12 protein-coding genes are annotated in these 15,422 nt (G+C 72.5%); 8 read left to right on the top strand and 4 right to left on the bottom strand.

All coding sequences use genetic code 11. The features are described from left to right. Positions 1–33 precede the first annotated feature (33 nt). Complete coding sequence (locus tag ACQP10_RS30560) at positions 34–1,485, bottom strand: hypothetical protein (protein ID WP_433540171.1); 1,452 nt, start codon at positions 1,483–1,485, stop codon at positions 34–36. 206 nt (positions 1,486–1,691) lie between these two features. After that, complete coding sequence (locus ACQP10_RS30555; protein ID WP_433540170.1) at positions 1,692–1,982, bottom strand: hypothetical protein; 291 nt, start codon at positions 1,980–1,982, stop codon at positions 1,692–1,694. Between the two features lie 87 nt (positions 1,983–2,069). Here ACQP10_RS30555 and ACQP10_RS30550 point away from each other — a divergent pair, with 87 nt between their 5' ends. Further along, positions 2,070–2,516 carry a hypothetical protein gene (locus tag ACQP10_RS30550; RefSeq protein WP_433540169.1) on the top strand — a complete coding sequence of 149 codons (447 nt, stop codon included), beginning with the start codon at positions 2,070–2,072 and terminating at the stop codon, positions 2,514–2,516. A 106-nt stretch (positions 2,517–2,622) separates the two neighbouring features. Here ACQP10_RS30550 and ACQP10_RS30545 read toward each other — a convergent pair whose 3' ends face one another. Both ACQP10_RS30545 and ACQP10_RS30540 read right to left on the bottom strand, forming a co-directional pair. Then, positions 2,623–4,605: a DUF6571 family protein gene (locus ACQP10_RS30545; protein WP_346019368.1), complete on the bottom strand. Its 1,983-nt coding sequence runs from the start codon at positions 4,603–4,605 to the stop codon at positions 2,623–2,625. Between the two features lie 312 nt (positions 4,606–4,917). Beyond that, positions 4,918–5,559, bottom strand: a complete 642-nt coding sequence (locus tag ACQP10_RS30540; RefSeq protein WP_433540168.1) for a TetR/AcrR family transcriptional regulator — start codon at positions 5,557–5,559, stop codon at positions 4,918–4,920. 181 nt (positions 5,560–5,740) lie between these two features. On the opposite strand from ACQP10_RS30540, the gene ACQP10_RS30535 reads away from it, so the two are divergent. The 7 genes from ACQP10_RS30535 (at position 5,741) to ACQP10_RS30505 (ending at position 15,411) form a co-directional block, all read left to right on the top strand. Continuing rightward, complete coding sequence (locus ACQP10_RS30535; protein ID WP_433540167.1) at positions 5,741–6,766, top strand: hypothetical protein; 1,026 nt, start codon at positions 5,741–5,743, stop codon at positions 6,764–6,766. A gap of 214 nt (positions 6,767–6,980) precedes the next feature. Then, a complete protein-coding gene (locus tag ACQP10_RS30530; RefSeq protein WP_433540166.1) occupies positions 6,981–7,967 on the top strand; it encodes an aldo/keto reductase in 987 nt (328 codons plus the stop codon). A 228-nt stretch (positions 7,968–8,195) separates the two neighbouring features. Next, a complete protein-coding gene (locus tag ACQP10_RS30525; protein WP_389999832.1) occupies positions 8,196–8,660 on the top strand; it encodes a GNAT family N-acetyltransferase in 465 nt (154 codons plus the stop codon). A 187-nt stretch (positions 8,661–8,847) separates the two neighbouring features. Next, entirely contained in the window at positions 8,848–9,291 is a 444-nt protein-coding gene (locus tag ACQP10_RS30520) for a hypothetical protein (RefSeq protein WP_179824487.1), read from the top strand. Positions 9,292–9,529: 238 nt separating this feature from the next. Then, positions 9,530–11,053, top strand: coding sequence for a hypothetical protein (locus tag ACQP10_RS30515; RefSeq protein ID WP_433540165.1), 1,524 nt, complete (start codon positions 9,530–9,532; stop codon positions 11,051–11,053). Then, complete coding sequence (locus ACQP10_RS30510; protein ID WP_433540164.1) at positions 11,050–14,118, top strand: DEAD/DEAH box helicase; 3,069 nt, start codon at positions 11,050–11,052, stop codon at positions 14,116–14,118. Before ACQP10_RS30515 ends, ACQP10_RS30510 begins: the two co-directional genes overlap by 4 nt. Positions 14,119–14,238: 120 nt before the next feature. After that, positions 14,239–15,411, top strand: a complete 1,173-nt coding sequence (locus tag ACQP10_RS30505) for a hypothetical protein (RefSeq protein ID WP_433540163.1) — start codon at positions 14,239–14,241, stop codon at positions 15,409–15,411. The last annotated feature ends 11 nt before the right edge of the window (positions 15,412–15,422 follow it).

Raw genomic sequence — 15,422 nt, 5'->3', positions numbered from 1 at the left:
CGCGAACCGATCGGACCGGCGCCGTGGGCGGTGTCACCGGTAGATCACCGGCTTTCGCCGCTCGTCCGGGAAGACCATGATCAGAAGCTGGACGGTGCCGTCCGGTACGTCGATGTACTCTTGGGCGGCCTTGCGACCCCGTACGTGGACCCGGACCCGGTACCGCCCCGCTCCTTCGGCGGCCAGGTCGGGCATTTCCTTGCCCTCGCCGTCCACCAGCACCAGGGAGCCGGTCCGGGTCCGGTAGCCGACCTCGACGACCTGCTCCCAGCCGCGTGTCTCCACCGGCGGACGCCGGGTGTAGGCCTCACCGGTCACGCATGCGTGCCCGATCTCATCGGCGGCCCAGACCGCCAGCGTGCCGTCTCCGCCCCCGACCAGGTCGGCGACCCTTTCGTCGGCCTCCTCGCCCTCCTGCCCCTCGTCCCAGGCGTTGATGGTCCAGAACTCCGTCCACATGGTGGCGCGTGCCCGCCGTACCGGCTTGATCTTCGGGCGGTGACGGGGGTGGGCGGCGCAGGCGCGTTCCGCGGCGGCGACGAACGCCTCCGCCTCCGCCCGCTGCCGATCACCCTCGGCCTGCAGCATCTTGGCCACAGCCGGGCACATCCGGGAGAGCGCCCCGGCCAGCGGCCCGCCCGCCGCCTCGCCCATCATCCGCTGTACGGCCCGCGCCCCGGTGTCGCCGCCGTTCCGCGTGGCCGCGTGGCACAGGTTGCGGCCGTAGGCGATCAGCGCCCGGTCGGGCAGGCCGGCCAGTTCGGGCACGCCAGGCCCATCGGCCCCGAACCCGTCGGACCGTACCGCGCACAGGAACGCCTTCTCCTGCCCGCTCATCGCGGGCACCCGGACGTCGCCGAATCCGGCGCAGTCGAGTTCGTTCGAGTCGCTCACCCGGCCGGGCCGGCTGTCACTCGCCGCGCCGAGCAGCAGTACGGCCACGACCGGGACCGTGATCGCCACGCGGACCTGGCGGCTGCGCCGGACGAGCCGCGGCCTGACCGGCGGGCGGGCCGCGAGTATCGTCAGGACCGCGGGGAGGAGAGGGTAGAAGCCGGACGTGAGGGTCCAGTTCACCAGCTCCGGCGGGCCCCACGCGCTCAGGCAGTATCGGGAGACGGCCGCGTCGAACGTGAGCAGCACCGGCTCGGGCAGCGAGACGACGAGCATGACCCCGGCGGCCGCGAGACCGAAGATCCGGCCGAGGCGGAGCCGTCCGGCACGGACGCTCAGCAGCCAGCCGACGAAGGCCAGGCCGACCAGCGGCGCGAGGCCGAACAGCACCAGCGGAAACTCCCGGACCGGCCCGAGGAGGGTGCGGATCTCCTCATTGATCTCGTAACCGGCGCACCACCCCGTCGACATCCATGCGAAGCCCTGTTCCCCGTCACCCCAGCCCAGGAGCAGCGCGCTCAAGACGGACAGGATCGGGGCCAGCGCCGCCACCAGCGCCGCCGCCCACAGGAGCAATGATCGTCGGGACACGGAAGGGAAGAATATGCCGGTTGATCAGCAAAAGAGGGCTTATTGCTCTGGTTTCCCCGTGAAATCTCCGCCGACGGTGCTTCTCGTTCCGGCATGCGTGCCCTGAACCGCGTGGACGGAAAGGGCCGGGCTCTGGGGCGGTGGTTTCACCCGCCGGTTCTGGACGGAGAACCTGCTCCGTCCCCGTCGTATTTCGGGTCGACGGGTCAGTGCCGTGCGGCGGAGGGCGGGACCTTCTCCGGCACGGAACGGAGTTCGTCTTCGAGTGCTTCGAGAAGCGCCCTGGCCGCCTGGCGGAGCCGTACCCGGCGGGCGGTGAGGTCCTCGGCGAACCGCCGGGCCGTCGGTCCGACCCACACGGGCTGCCCGGTGAACTGGCCGTGCGCCGGATCGAGCGCCGCCTCCAGGATGGCGACCCGCGCCCTGACCTCGGCCAGCGCCTGCTCCAGCACCTGGCGCCGCGGGTTGGGCACCAGATCCCCGGTTTGAGGATTCATACATCCCCTTTGTGGATCGTGGACACAGCGGCGGCTTCATTGGACATTATTGGATCTACAGCGCATCGGCCAGCCCCGGAGGAATTCATGGCGTTTTTCGTACGGCGCGGCGTCGCGGTGTGCGCGGTGATGGTGCTGGTGGCGGTGTCGGGGTGCGGGGAGAGTGGTCCTACGGCGGCGGAGGCGGGGGAGACGCTCAAGAACCACATCACGGAACTGATGCGGAAGGGACAGGTTCTGGATGTCCGTATAACCGATGCCGGCGGACGCGATATCTCCTGTGGCGAAGGAAAGGCGAAGCGGACTTTTGCCGCTGCCGGGAGAGATCCCGCGTCCGAACGCGGCGGGGACAATCTCAACGATCTTCTTCTAGGGGCGCTCAGTCGGGTTGCCCCATACCGGATCGTCGAAGACCGTGGCGATGCCCCTATCAAGCTCGCCAATGACGAGTACAAGACGATAGTTATCTTGGAGTCACCGGGCGGCGGGCAGTACGCGGTTCGAGGAGAGACCGAATGCTTGCGGACTTCCTGAGACGGCAGGATGACTGGAGGCTCTCACGCCCGGCTGCACGGCGAGCCACCGCTGTGCAGGAGCTGGAAGGTCGTGAGATCCAAGCGGTGGAATTCTGGCAGTAGCGCTAGCCATCGAAGGCCAACGCGCGTTCTCTTCCCCGCTTGTTGCGGCTCTCGAACCGGTCAGCCATGTTGCCGGACAACCTCCCGACGGCAGTCTTGTCATCGCCACCCATGCCGTTGACAGTGGCCCACTTCTCGAACGCCTCCAGCCCCCTGTTCCCCTGCTTCATCAGGTCCGCGAACGGTCTCAGCTCCCCGTTCGCGTCCGCGATCGCCACCCCCGGCGGGCACTTCGCCTGGTACTCGCCCGGGGTCACCTTCGGGGCGAAGCCGTTCGCCATCAGGATCTGCGCGTAGGTGTGCTGGCGGCCGAGGGTGTCGATGGCGTCCTGCTTGTCGGCCTTCTCGACCCGGGTCTCGTCGTCATCACCGAAGGCGCCGTCGGCGGCGAACGTGGTGCTCAGTGCGAACCAGGCGAGATCCGCGGCCATGTTCGGCGCGGCGACAGGAGTCATGCTGATCGCCCCGATGGCGGTGTCGCGGATGAATCCCACCAGGTCGTCCCGCTGCTTGTCGATCGTGTCGAGGTTGCCCTGTACCTTCTCGACGGCTGCCAGTTCGAAGCCGCGTACGTTGCCCAGGGCGGTGAATACCCGGTCCAGGTGCTCGACGTCCCCGGTTTTCAAGGTCTTCGCCGAGGCGTCGGCGATCACCTTCTGGGAGAACCGTCCCATCCCCTCGTCGAACGGCTTGAGGTTCTCCGGGGAGTCGGCGAAGAGCTTGAGGAAGCGGTAGGTGTCCTTCGGGCTCAGCGTGAAGGCGGACTTCAGGCCGAAGGCCGAGGCCGAGGGCTTCAGCGCGCTGGGTTCGGTCATGTTCGCGTCACCGATGTCCGCACCCTCGGTGATCTCGGTGGCGTACGCGCCGGCGATCTCCGCGAGGTGAACCCGGGCGCCCTCGCCCACCTTGCCGAGCGTGGTCATCACGGTGAAGGCGAACGCCGCCGATTCCTGGCTGTGCCTGCCGTCCTCTTCGTCGTAGGCGCCGGAGGCCGCCGCCAGCATGCGCCCGAAGGCGTCGTCACCGCCGGTCGGAGGGAGGGACGAGCCGCCGAAGTGCCCATTGAACGACTTCAGGAACGTCTTTAGCTTCGTCTGGTCCCTGCCGTACGGCCCGGTCACCGCCGCGATGGCCTGCCGGGCCGCGCCAGGGTTGTTGCCCAGGGCGTAGAGGAACCCGGTGCTGACCTTCTTGGGGTCGGCGAAGCCGTGGTTCAGCACCACGTCCCGCAGCCATTCGGAGGGGAACCTCCCCGCGCTCAGCAGCAGGCCCGCACCGGCCCCGGCTGCGGTGCTGCGGATCTCCTCCTTGATCTTCGCGAAACCCGGGACGCGTGATCCTCCGGTGACCGCCGTACCGAACGCCTGGCTCACCGTTCGGAGCACCTCGTCGTCTGGGCGGGGAGGGCCGGCGGGTGCCTGGAAGTCGGCGGTGTCCAGGTTCTCCCGCAGCAGGGCGGGCAGCTGGACGGTGCCCTTCGTGCCGAGAGCGGCGAAGAAGGCAGCGGTGTAGTCGGCGTCGTTCTTGTGATCGGCCAGTTCCTTGACGATCTTCATGTACACGTCGGAGGAGGGGTTGCCGAGTGAGAAGAAGTTCCGCGGTTCGATGGCCAGGAAACGCTTGCCCAGCGCCGTGCCCTGCTTCTGCGCCTCCGCGGGGGAGAGGATCTTCCCCTCGTCGTAGCCGACCAGCTTGGAGCCGGGTGTCCGCGCGCCGGGCAGCCAGGGGGCGAGGGCGTCGCTCGCCTTGATGGTCTCGTTTCGCTTGCGCAGCCCCGGCAGCTCGTCGTCGATCCAGCCCTCGATCTCCCGGATCGGCTGGAGCCCGGCGGCGGGCACCTGCGCCGTGGCGAGGAGCTGACGGATCCGTTCGGACTGCTCGCCGATGACGTCCCGGCCTCGTTCCAGCGCGGTGACGAAGCCCTGCATCAGTTCGGGGTCGATTCCGCTGAAATCCGGCGACAAAGGCCCCTTTCCGGACGCCATCGGCCCTCCCTGTCATCGCCTTATTCCGGTTTTTCACCTTAACTCGATAAAGCCGGGCCGAGGGCGATGAATGCGAATTCATCAACCGTCATGAGCGGGTTCTTTCCTCGTTGTCGATGACGTCTGCTGGGATGGGCGCGATATCACCGACATCGAGGAGCCACCGGGGGGACCGCCAGGCTTGGAAACCGTTTCTGGAGCGCTGGAGCGCTGGAGCGAGGAGTGGGCCGCCCTGCGCGACGCGGAACCGCCCTCCGAGGCCGGGCCGTACGGGCTCAGCGGACAGATCGTTCGATGCTGGGCCGTACGGGCTCAGCGGACGGGGTGGCCGGGGCCGCGGCCGTGTAGCAGTGGGAGATAGACCTCGTCGATGATCTCGACGAGGACCTCGTCGGGCGCCGAAGGGTGCCCGCGGGTGATGAACTCGTCGCGGAGCAGCACGACGGCCACGGTGGCGACGCGCGGGTGCAGGGCCTCGGGGCGCAGCTCGCCGCGGGACACGGCGCGGGCCAGGATCGTCAGCCAGATGTCACTGCCCGCGTCGGCCGTGCGTTCCTGGAGCTGGGCCAGCAGTTCGGGGTCGTCGCGGGCGCCGGCCAGCAGGGCCCGCAGGATGCCGCCGACGGGTGAGGAGTAGGTGCCGTTGGCGCGGCGCAGCAGTTCCAGTGTGTCGCCGCGCAGGCTGCCGGTGTCCGGGACCTGGGCGTGGATGACGGCGAACCGCCCGTAGGCGGCGATGCCTAGGGCGGCGCGGGTGGGCCAGCGGCGGTAGATGGCGTTCTTGTTGGTGCCGGCGCGGCGGGCGACCCGTTCCATGGTCATTCCGGCGTAGCCGTGCTCGGTGAGCTCCTCCATGGCCGCGCGCAGGATCGCCTGCTCCAGCGCGGCCCCGCGTCGCCTGCCCGACGTGGGCCGGGGCTGCTGGGTCGAGCTCGCTGTCGCTTCGTCGGCCATCCCGCTCCTTCCGGTACGGAGCGTATCCCAGGGAGGGGAGGCGGCTGGAGCGGATGCCGATTTTAGAGTACGGTACGTACCGTACCTTCAAATGGCGCCGGGCTCCGGGCTCTGAGCGGAGGCCGAAGACCGGCCTCCGGTGGCAGCCAGGGTCCAGGCCGGTCGGGGAGAGGAACGCGTCATGCGCGGTAAGGGGATCACCTACGACACCGGGTTCGTCGCGGGGCCGGGTCACAGCACCCGGGAGCCGTTCGACCCCGGCGTCGTCCGGCGGGAGATGCAGGTCATCCGTACGGACCTGCACTGCACGGCCGTACGGATCACCGGTGGCCGGCAGGACCGCCTGGAGACCGCCGCCGGGTACGCCGCGGAGGCCGGGCTGGAGGTCTGGTACTCGCCGTTCACCTGTGACCTGACCACCGGCGAACTGCTCGACTTCCTGGCCGACGGCGCCGGCCGCGCCGAACGGCTGCGCCGGGACGGCGCCGAGGTAGTGCTGCTCACCGGCTCCGAGCTGAGCCTGTTCACCGTCGGGTTCCTGCCCGGCGACACCCTCGACGAGCGGCTCGCGCTGCTGGCCGAGCCGGCGCGGCTGCGCGAGGCGCTGGCGGAGGTGCCCGCCCGGGTGAACGACTTCCTCGCCCACGCGGTCAGGACCGTGCGGGGGAGCTTCGGCGGGAAGGTCAGCTACGCGTCCCTGCCGATGGACGGCGTCGACTGGACGCCGTTCGACATCGTCTCCTCCGACGCCGGCTACCGGAACGCCGAGATCGCCCCCCGGTTCCGCGACGACATCCGGGCCGCGGTACGGCGGGGCAAGCCGCTCGCCATCACCGAGTTCGGGTGCACCACACACCGTGGCGCGGCGGACCTGGGCGGACGCGGCGACATGATCGTCGAATGGGGCGGGGACGGCCGGCCGGTCCGGCTCGTCGGCGACCATGTCCGCGATGAGGAGGAGCAGGCCGCCTACCTGAGGGAACTGCTGGACGTCTTCACCGCCGAAGGCGTGGACACCGCGTTCGTCAACACCTTCGCGCGCTACGACCTGCCGCACCGCGACGACCCCCGCGAGGACTTCGACCTGGCGAGCTACGGCGTGGTCAAGGTCCTGGAGGGCGGTCGCACAGGGGAGGCGTATCCGGGCCTGCCGTGGGAGCCCAAGGCCGCCTTCGCCGCGCTCGCCGACTATTACCGGGGCGCTTGAGATCCGCGTATCCCGCGTGTATTCCGCACCCCCCGCGTTCCGCGCCCCGCGTGTCCTCCCGCCCCCTGTGCGTTCCGTGCTCCGCACACTCCGCATTCCGTACTCCGCGCATCACGCCACTCCGGACGGCCGGCCCGTTCCGTACGCCGCCCGGCCCGAGAAGCCAGAGAAGACCCGAGAGAACCCGAGAGAACCCGAGAAAGACGGTGCCGTCATGACGATGAACCAACCCTCCGCCGCCGCCGGAGACTTCCCGCTGGGCGGTGACCTGCGGGTCAACCGGCTCGGCTTCGGCGCGATGCGGCTCGCCCTCGGCGGCCGGATCCGGGACCCCGAGGAGGGCGTCGCGGTGCTGCGCCGCGCCGTGGAGCTCGGCGTGAACCACATCGACACCGCCGGCTTCTACGGCTTCGGCGACCTCCAGGCGCACGAGATGATCCGGCGGGGGCTGGCGCCGTACTCCGAAGACATGGTGATCGCCACCAAGGTCGGGCCGCTCCTGGAGGGCGGCGTCGTGCCCACCGGCCAGGCGACGGCCGGGCAGCTGCGCGGCCTGGTCGAGGAGGATCTGCGCCGCCTCGGCCGCGACCACCTCGACCTGGTCTACCTGCGGGTGGGCGGCATGGGACGGCCGGGCGGCGAGTCGGTGTCGATGGCGGCGCTTCGCGCCGCGGCTCGGGACGCTTCGGAGTCGGCTCCTTCCCTCCTCGCTCCGGTCGCTGCGCTCCCGGCGCCCGTCAGTCCAGTCGCCGACGCGCCCCTCGCGGTCGCCGAGCGGTTCGCCGCCCTCGCCGAGCTGCGCGACCAGGGCCTGATCCGGCACCTCGGCGTGAGCAACGTCGACGCGGCCCAGCTCGCCGAGGCCCAGGCGGTCGCCCCGGTCGCCGCGGTGCAGAACCACTTCCACGTCGGCCACCGGGACGACGCCGCCGTGCTCGCGCGGTGCGAGGAGGCCGGCATCGCCTACGTGCCGTTCTTCCCGCTCGGCGGAGGCCGGGAGCCGATCGACGGGTCCGGCGTCGCGAACGTCGCCGCCCGCCACGGGGCGACGCCCGCGCAGGTCGCCCTGGCCTGGCTGCTGGCCGTCTCACCGGTCGTCCTCGCCATCCCCGGAAGCAGCTCGCCGGACCACGTGGCCGAGAACGTCGCGGCGGCCGGTATCCGCCTCACCGCCGACGACCTGGCCGACCTGGCCGGATAGCGCCGGAACAGGCCCGTAACAGGTCTGGAACAGGCATGGAACGAACCCGGAGCAGGCTCGGACCGATCCGGGCAGGAGGGCGCATCCCAGTACGGCCCGGCCGGGACGGCAGCAGCCCTCCCGGCCGTGCCGGGATGCCCCTCGCAGCCGGGTGCGAGATGCTTCTCCCGGCGCATCGACGGGTTCGGGGTCCGGCGGCGCGACCCTCCATGACGCGGAGTATGTGAGTTGAGCGGTTTGAGGATCGTGGTGGACGACCTGTCCGGTCCGCGGATCATCGGGTTCCTCCGGGAGCATGTCCGGCAGATGCGGTCCATCACCCCGCCGGAGAGCAAGCACGCCCTCGACCTCGACGGGCTCCGCGCGCCCGGGGTGACGTTCTGGTCGGTCCTGGACGGCGAGGACCCGGTGGGCTGCGGGGCGATCAAGAGGCTGGACGCGGGCCACGCCGAGCTGAAGTCGATGCGCACCGCGCCGGAACGCGCCCGGAGCGGCATCGCGTCCCGGCTGCTGGAGCACATCATCGCCGAGGCCGGGGCGATGGGCTTCACCCGGCTGAGCCTGGAGACCGGGTCGGCCGAGTTCTTCCTGGCCGCCAGGAGGCTGTACGAGAAGCTCGGGTTCACCTACTGCGAGCCGTTCGCCGACTACCGTCCCGACCCCAGCAGCGTGTTCATGACCCGGCGTCTCTGACCCCCGCGCGCGCCCACGACGGGAGATACGCCCGCGCGAGCTCGCTCCATGGCGATCCGACCCCCCGCGCGCCGCGGGTGGGCGCCCGATCCTCCGGGTACGGGGCCATCCCCTTTACGGGCAGACGCGACGGCGGCTTTATTGGACGTTGTCGGATCACGGCGTATCGGCCGCCCCGGAGGGATCCATGGCGCTTTCCGTACGGCGCGGCGTGGCGGCGTGCGCGGTGGCGGTGCTGGCGGTGTCGGGATGCGGCGCGAGCGGCCCCACGGCGGCGGAGGCGGGGGAGACCCTCAAGCACCACATCACCGAGGTCATGAAGAGACGCCGCGCGCTGGACGTCCGCATCACCGACCCCGGCGGGCGCGACATCCCCTGCGGCGAGGGAAAAGCGAAACGGACCTTCGCCGCCGTCGGCAGGGACCGCGCGCCCGGGACCGAACCGGGCCTGCTCAACGACCTCCTGATGGGGGCGCTCTTCCGGGTCGCCCGCTACCGGATCGTCGAGGACGAGGAGAACGCCCCCATCCGGCTCGCCGGCGACGAGTACAGAACCGTGATCATCCTGGACTCGCGGCGTCACGGGCAGTACGGCATGCGGGGCGAGACGAACTGCCTGCCGGTCTCGTGACCCGGCCGTTGACGCACGCGTCCTCCGCGGTCTCCCGGCGCGTCCCCGCGGTCTCCCTGGGCTTCACCGGGTCGTTTCCGGCCGGATGATCCGATTCCCTGTCAGCCGCGGATCGGTGATGTACAACGGGTTGGTAATGCGGAGCCGGCCGGTGAGGGGGCGAGATGCTCGATCACGGAGCGGGGCGGAGGGGCGTGACGGCGCCGGGCGCCGCGTCCCGGATGGCTGGTGACCCGCGGTGAGCGGGGGTTTCGGGGCGGGGGAGCACCCCGTCGACTTCGCGGCGCATCGCCAGCGCAGGGGTGAGGCGGGGGCCAGGGAGGACTTCGAGCAGATGCTCACCGACCTGGTCTCGGCGGTCACCGGGGAGGACGCGATCCCGGTCCGGGCCAATCCCGGTGACTGGGGCATCGACGTGCTGGTGGGCGATCTCGACGGCCGCGTCACGATCTGGCAGGCGAAATACTTCGTCAACGGTTTCGGGGAGTCGCAGCAGAGGCAGGTGCGGGAGTCTTTCGGGTCCGCGCGGAAATACGCCCGGGAGAAGGGCTACACCATCGAGAGATGGGTGCTGTGCGTTCCGTGCGAGCTGGACGCCCCGACCGTGCGGTGGTGGCAGCGCTGGAGCCGAGAACGGCAGGCCGAGACCGGTGTCACGATCGAGCTGTGGGATGCGGGCGGGCTGCGCCGCCGTCTCGCCCTGCCCGAGGCGGCGACCGTCAGGCGGTCCTACTACGACCCCTACCGGCCCGCCGGACCGGCCGGTCCGGCTCCCGTGCCGCCCGCGCCGTACGGCCCGGCGGAGGCCCCCTGGCGAGGCGGCGAGGAGCTGCGTCTCGGCGGTGACCGCTACCTGCTGCACGACGACGCGGCCGAGACCTTCGCGCCCGACCGGTCCTGGGTGTCGCGGGAGGCGACCGCCGACCGCGTCGAACCCGCCGCCGCCCGGGTACGGCTGCACCGGGTCGCGGTGCTGCGCGACACCCCCGACGCGGCGGGCGCCCGCGAGGCCCTGCGCGACCGGACGGCGCTGCTGTCCGCCCTGGCCGGGGCGCGCGGCCTGCCCCGGCTGCTCGGCCTGCACGAGGAACCGGGAGCGGCGGCCGTCACCCTCGTCACGGAGTCACCGGCCGGGCCGCGCTGGCGGGAGGTCTTCGGCCCCGGCGGCGGACCGCTCGACCGGCTCACGGGCGGATCGTTCGACCGGTTCACGGCCGGACCGTCCGACCGGTTCACGGCCGGACCGTTCGACGGGCTCACTGCCGGGCCGCTCGATCGGCTCACGGTCGCGGACGTCCTGGCGAAGGCCGCGCGGCTGGCCGACGCGCTGGCCGAGCTGCACCGGCGCGGGCACAGCCACCGGATGCTGAGCCCCGACACGATCGTGCTGACCGGCCGGGCGTACGAACCGGCCCTGCGGGACGCCGGGCTGGCGGCCTGGCCGGTCCGGCCCGGGGAGGGGCCCGAGGGGTACCGCGCGCCCGAGCAGGTCCGCGCCGGTCCGCGCCTTCCGTCGCCGGGGCCGCACACCGACCTCCACCAGCTCGCCGCCGTGGTCTACCACACGGTGACCGGCCATCCGCCTCTGCCTGGGGGATCGCCTCCGGTGCGGGCCACCGTACGCGGGTTCCCGGCGGCCGCGGACGAGCTGCTGGCCCGCTGCCTCGACGCGGATCCGCGGCGCCGCCCCGGGCGGGCGGGGGCGCTCGCCGTGGCGTTCCGGGAGGGACGGCGGGAGCTCTCGCGGGGGGAGTTCTCGTGACGACGGTCCCGGTGTTCCTGCCCGGTCCGGTGGCGGTGGTCCCCTCGGAGAAGGTCCACGCGAGCCTGGCGCCGCGGCTGCACCCCGGACAGCTGATCCAGGAGATGGAGCGGCTGTCCAGAATCGGCGCGCTGCCCGCCCTGCTGGAGGAGGAGCGCAAGTGCCTCGTCGTGCACGTCGACACGCACGTGGCCCGGCTCTACCTGTCCCGGCGCGAGGACGCCTACGTGCTGGGCAGCGCGCGGCCGCGCGGGTTCGGGCAGGAGGAGCGGCTGCTGCGCGGGTCCCTGCTGCTGGGATGCTCCGCCGGCTGGCGGGGCTTCCACCGGCTTCGCGACGTGCCGCAGGGCATGTCGGCGCACTGGGGGCTGCTGCGGCGGGCGTGGAGCGACGTGAGCCGGTCCGCGCCGGAACGGCCGTCGCTGCCCCGGCACCACACCGACCACCTCGACCTGATGGACCGGGTCATCGAGGCGGGGCGGGACATCGAGGTCGCCCGGCAGCGGGAGGCGCCGCCCATCCACTACCGGCGAATGGAGAGCGCCCGGGAGGAACGGCGCTCCGCCCGCGGCGTCTACACCTTCCACCTGGTGCGTCCCGCCGGCCTGGCGGCCGGGACCGCCGTCTGCCTCGCCGACCAGCCCGACCTCAGGGGCCGGGTGCGGATGGTGCGCGGGCTGGAGGTGGTAGTCCGGTTCGAGTCGGCGGTCGACTACGGCCGCATCCCGGCCCAGGGCGCGCTCAGGGTCATGCCCAGCGAGCGGGTGTTCCAGGCGCAGGCCGATGCCGTACGGGCCCTGCGCCTGGGCGAGGCGGTGAACCGCGAGCTGTTGACCTGGTTCGTCGACCGGAGGTTCACCCGGTTCGACGTCGATCCCCGCGACCGGCCCCGCGGGGCGCTCGACCCGGACGGCCAGCTCCCGGCCTTCCGGCGGGCGCTCGCCGTACCGGACCTGCTGCTCATCCTGGGTCCTCCGGGCACCGGCAAGACGAGGACGATCACCGAGATCGCGGTCGCGTGCGCGGCCCGGGGGGAGCGTGTGCTGATCACCTCGCACACCAACCGGGCCGTGGACAACGTCCTGGAGCAGCTGCCCGCGGACGTCCTGGCCGTACGGGTCGGCAACGAGGACGCCGTGACCGGGCGGGCCCGCGCACTCATGGTGGAGAGCCACGTCGCCGGGCTGCGCGAGCGGATCCTCACCCTCACGGAGGGGCCCGCCTCGCGGCTGGCCCCGTTCGCCGGGAACGGATACGGGGGTACGGCCGGGGGCGTGGCCCAGGGTGGGGGAACGTCCGGACACACCGGGCACACCGAGCACACTGGATACGCTGGGGACGCTGGAGACGTGGCCGGTCGCTGGCTGGCGCATCTCGCGGACTCCGTGGCGGAGGCCGCCGCGGCCGAGCGGGACGAGCGGGACCTCACCGCGCGTCTCGGTGAGGCGCTCCGCCGGCTGGAACCCGCCCTGGCGGAGCGGATCGCCGCCGCCCGCGCCCGCCTCGACGCCGCGCGCGTCTCCGCCGAGGAGCTGACGGCCGCCAGGGACGTCTGGGAACGGCGGCACGCCGCCGCCCGCGCCCGCGCGAAGTCGGGGCTGCTCGCCTTCCTCCACCGGTGGCTGGCCGACCGGCGGCTGGACCGGCTGCGGGCGGTCGAGCGGAAGCTCGCCGGCACCGCCGGGGAGGCGGCCGCGGCCGAGGCGGCGTGGCGCGCGGAACGCGCGGAGGCCGAACGGCGCGTCGGCGCCCACCCGGAGACGGCCCGGCTGGCCGGTGACCGGGACGCCGCCCGGCGGCGCGGCGGGGAGGCGACGTCGGAGGCCGCGAAGGCCGCGTGGTCGCTGCGGGCGATGGTCGCGAACGCCGCGCCGGCCCCGGGCGAGACGCTCGGACCGGACCTGGCCTCGGAAGAGGACCTGCCGGCCGATCCGGCCGGGTGGGAGGCGCTGCGCGGGGAGTTCGAGCGGGCCGTGGGGACGCTCCGGGCGCGGGCCGCCCTCCTGGCGGAGTGGCGGGCCCAGGTCGGCGACGCCGAGGAGGACCTCCAGCGGGAGTTGGTGCGCTACGCGGACGTGGTGGCCGCCACCTGCATCGGCACCGCGACCACCAAGCTGCTCGCCGAGCTGGAGTTCGACCTGGTGATCGTCGACGAGGCCGGGCAGATCTCCACCCCCAACCTCCTCGTCCCCCTGGTGCGGGGCAGGCGGGCCGTCCTCGTCGGGGACCACCGGCAGCTTCCGCCGTACCTCGACGAGGAGGTGCGCGAGTGGGGCGAGAGCCTTGAACGGGAGGGCGCGCTGCCGCCCGCCGCGGCGCGGGAGGTCGCGGACCTGCTGCGCCGCAGCGCCTTCGAGCGGCTGTACGGCGCCATGCCCGCCGGTCACCGGGTGATGCTGGCGGTGCAGCGGCGGATGCCCCGCGAGGTCGGGGAGTTCGTGTCGGCCGCCTTCTACGACGGCGCGCTCCGCACCGACCACGACGGCGCATCCGGCGACCCCGTCTTCAGCAGCCCGTTCGCGATGATCGACACCTCCGACCGGCCCGCGGACGAGCGGAGGGAGGAACCCGGCGGCCGCGGCGCGGACGGTGAGCGGCGCGGTTACGTCAACGCGCTGGAGGCCGAAATCGTGACGCGGCTGCTCCGCGTGCACGCCCGGTACTACCGGGACTGGGCGGTGATCGTGCCCTACCGCGCCCAGGCCGAGCGCATCCGCACGGAGCTCGCCAGGGTCCTCGGCGAGGGCGCCGAGGTGGCCGACAACGTCGGCACGGTCGACTCCTTCCAGGGCGGCGAACGCGACCTCGTCGTCTACGCCTTCACCCGCAGCAACCCGCGCGGGGAGGTGGGTTTCCTCCGGGAGCTGCGCAGACTGAACGTCGCCGTGTCGCGGGCCAGGCGGCAGCTGGTGCTCGTGGGGGACGCCGCGACCCTCACCGCCGCCCGGGACGAGGGGTTCCGCGCCGTCGCCCGGCGGCTGGCGGAGCATCTGGGCCGGACCGGCGACCTGCGGCCGTCGGCCGACGTCCTCGCCCATCTGGCCCGACTGGAGGAATCGCCGTGACGGCCCGCGGAGTCCGCTCTGCCCGGCAAGGAATCACCGTGACGGCCCGGATCCGCCCTGCCCGGCCGGAGGAGTCCCTGTGACGGCCCGGATTCATCATGCTCGGCCGGAGGAGCCGCTGTGACGGTGCGCGCGATCTATCCCGCCCGGCGTGCCGTGGAGCACGCCGTCACCGTGCCCGGGGTCCGGCCGGTGCGCCTCTTCGCGGTCCTGTGGCCGCTGTGGGAGGTGGAGATCACCGCGAGCGTCTACGACGAGCAGGCGTACGAGGTCGTCGACCGCTTCCTGGCCCGCGCGCTCGCCGAGGGCGGTGTCGGCACCCGGGGCGGGCTGGCCGCGTTCTTCGGCCTGGACCCCTCGCTGGTGGACCGTTGCCTCGCCTTCCTGACGGCGATCGGGCATCTCACCGCGACCCCCGGCGGCGAGGTCAGGCTGACCGAGCTGGGCCTGCGGTCCGTGCGGACGGGCGTGCGGTACGTCCCGAAGGAGAGCAGGCAGAAGCTGCTGATCGAGCGTTTCACCGCCAGGCCGCTGCCCCGGCGGTACCACCGCGGGTCGCTCACCGTGCTGCCCGCCCCGCACGTCCCGGAGGAGATGCTGGTGGACCGCACCCGGTTCCTCCCGCTGTACGCGCCGACGGCGTTCCGCCACCAGCTGGTGGAGGCCCTCGCCGCCTGTCCCGACCGGGCCGACTACAACCTCCCGGCCCAGCTCCGGGAGATCAGGGGCGTCGCCGTGCGGGACGCCTACCTGCCCGCCTACCTGATCGAGACCGACCGCCGCGACCTGCTCGCCTACACCGACGCCGGCGTGGGACGCGACGACCTGATCGAGAACGTCTGCCGGGACGTCCCCGCGCTGCACGCGATGATCGCCGCCGAGGCCCGCGCGGACCCGCGCGAGCTGTGGACCGGGTGGCTCGCCGACCGGAAGCTCGGCCCCGGCCGCCTCCAGGAACTGCCGAACGGCGTCTGGCGGGTCGTGCTGACCCCGGCCGCGTTCAGCGGCCCCCCGAAGCTGCCGCCGAGCCAGGTGGGCTCGTTCCAGCTGCGCGGGCACCACTTCCTGCAGCTGTGGTGCGACGATCCGGGGCTGCGGCGCCGTGCCGTACTGGAGAGGGCCCTCGGCATGGCGCGCCTGCACGAGGTCCGCACCCGGGCCGACCTGACCGGCCGGGCGGCCACGCTGGCCGCCCGGCTTGAGGTCGCCGCGCCGACGCTCACCGAACTGCGCGACCACGCCGTCGGCGAGCGCATGCACGACCACCTCCTCCACCTCGACATGCTGGAGTGACCTTCCGGCGC

This window comes from Streptosporangium sandarakinum (assembly GCF_050942225.1).
GTDB classification, from domain to species: Bacteria; Actinomycetota; Actinomycetes; order Streptosporangiales; family Streptosporangiaceae; genus Streptosporangium; species Streptosporangium nondiastaticum.
The sequence above is the reverse complement of the archived record's forward strand: the minus strand, read 5'-3'. Positions and strand labels throughout refer to the sequence as shown.

Excerpts from the sequence above, each read along its gene's own strand:
- ACQP10_RS30535 (WP_433540167.1), top strand. The coding sequence starts at position 5,741 with ATGCGCGGTAAGGGGATCACCTACGACACCGGGTTCGTCGCGGGGCCG.
- ACQP10_RS30550 (WP_433540169.1), top strand. The coding sequence starts at position 2,070 with ATGGCGTTTTTCGTACGGCGCGGCGTCGCGGTGTGCGCGGTGATGGTG.
- ACQP10_RS30555 (WP_433540170.1), bottom strand. The coding sequence starts at position 1,982 with ATGAATCCTCAAACCGGGGATCTGGTGCCCAACCCGCGGCGCCAGGTG.
- ACQP10_RS30545 (WP_346019368.1), bottom strand. The coding sequence starts at position 4,605 with ATGGCGTCCGGAAAGGGGCCTTTGTCGCCGGATTTCAGCGGAATCGAC.
- ACQP10_RS30520 (WP_179824487.1), top strand. The coding sequence starts at position 8,848 with ATGGCGCTTTCCGTACGGCGCGGCGTGGCGGCGTGCGCGGTGGCGGTG.
- ACQP10_RS30540 (WP_433540168.1), bottom strand. The coding sequence starts at position 5,559 with ATGGCCGACGAAGCGACAGCGAGCTCGACCCAGCAGCCCCGGCCCACG.
- ACQP10_RS30530 (WP_433540166.1), top strand. The coding sequence starts at position 6,981 with ATGACGATGAACCAACCCTCCGCCGCCGCCGGAGACTTCCCGCTGGGC.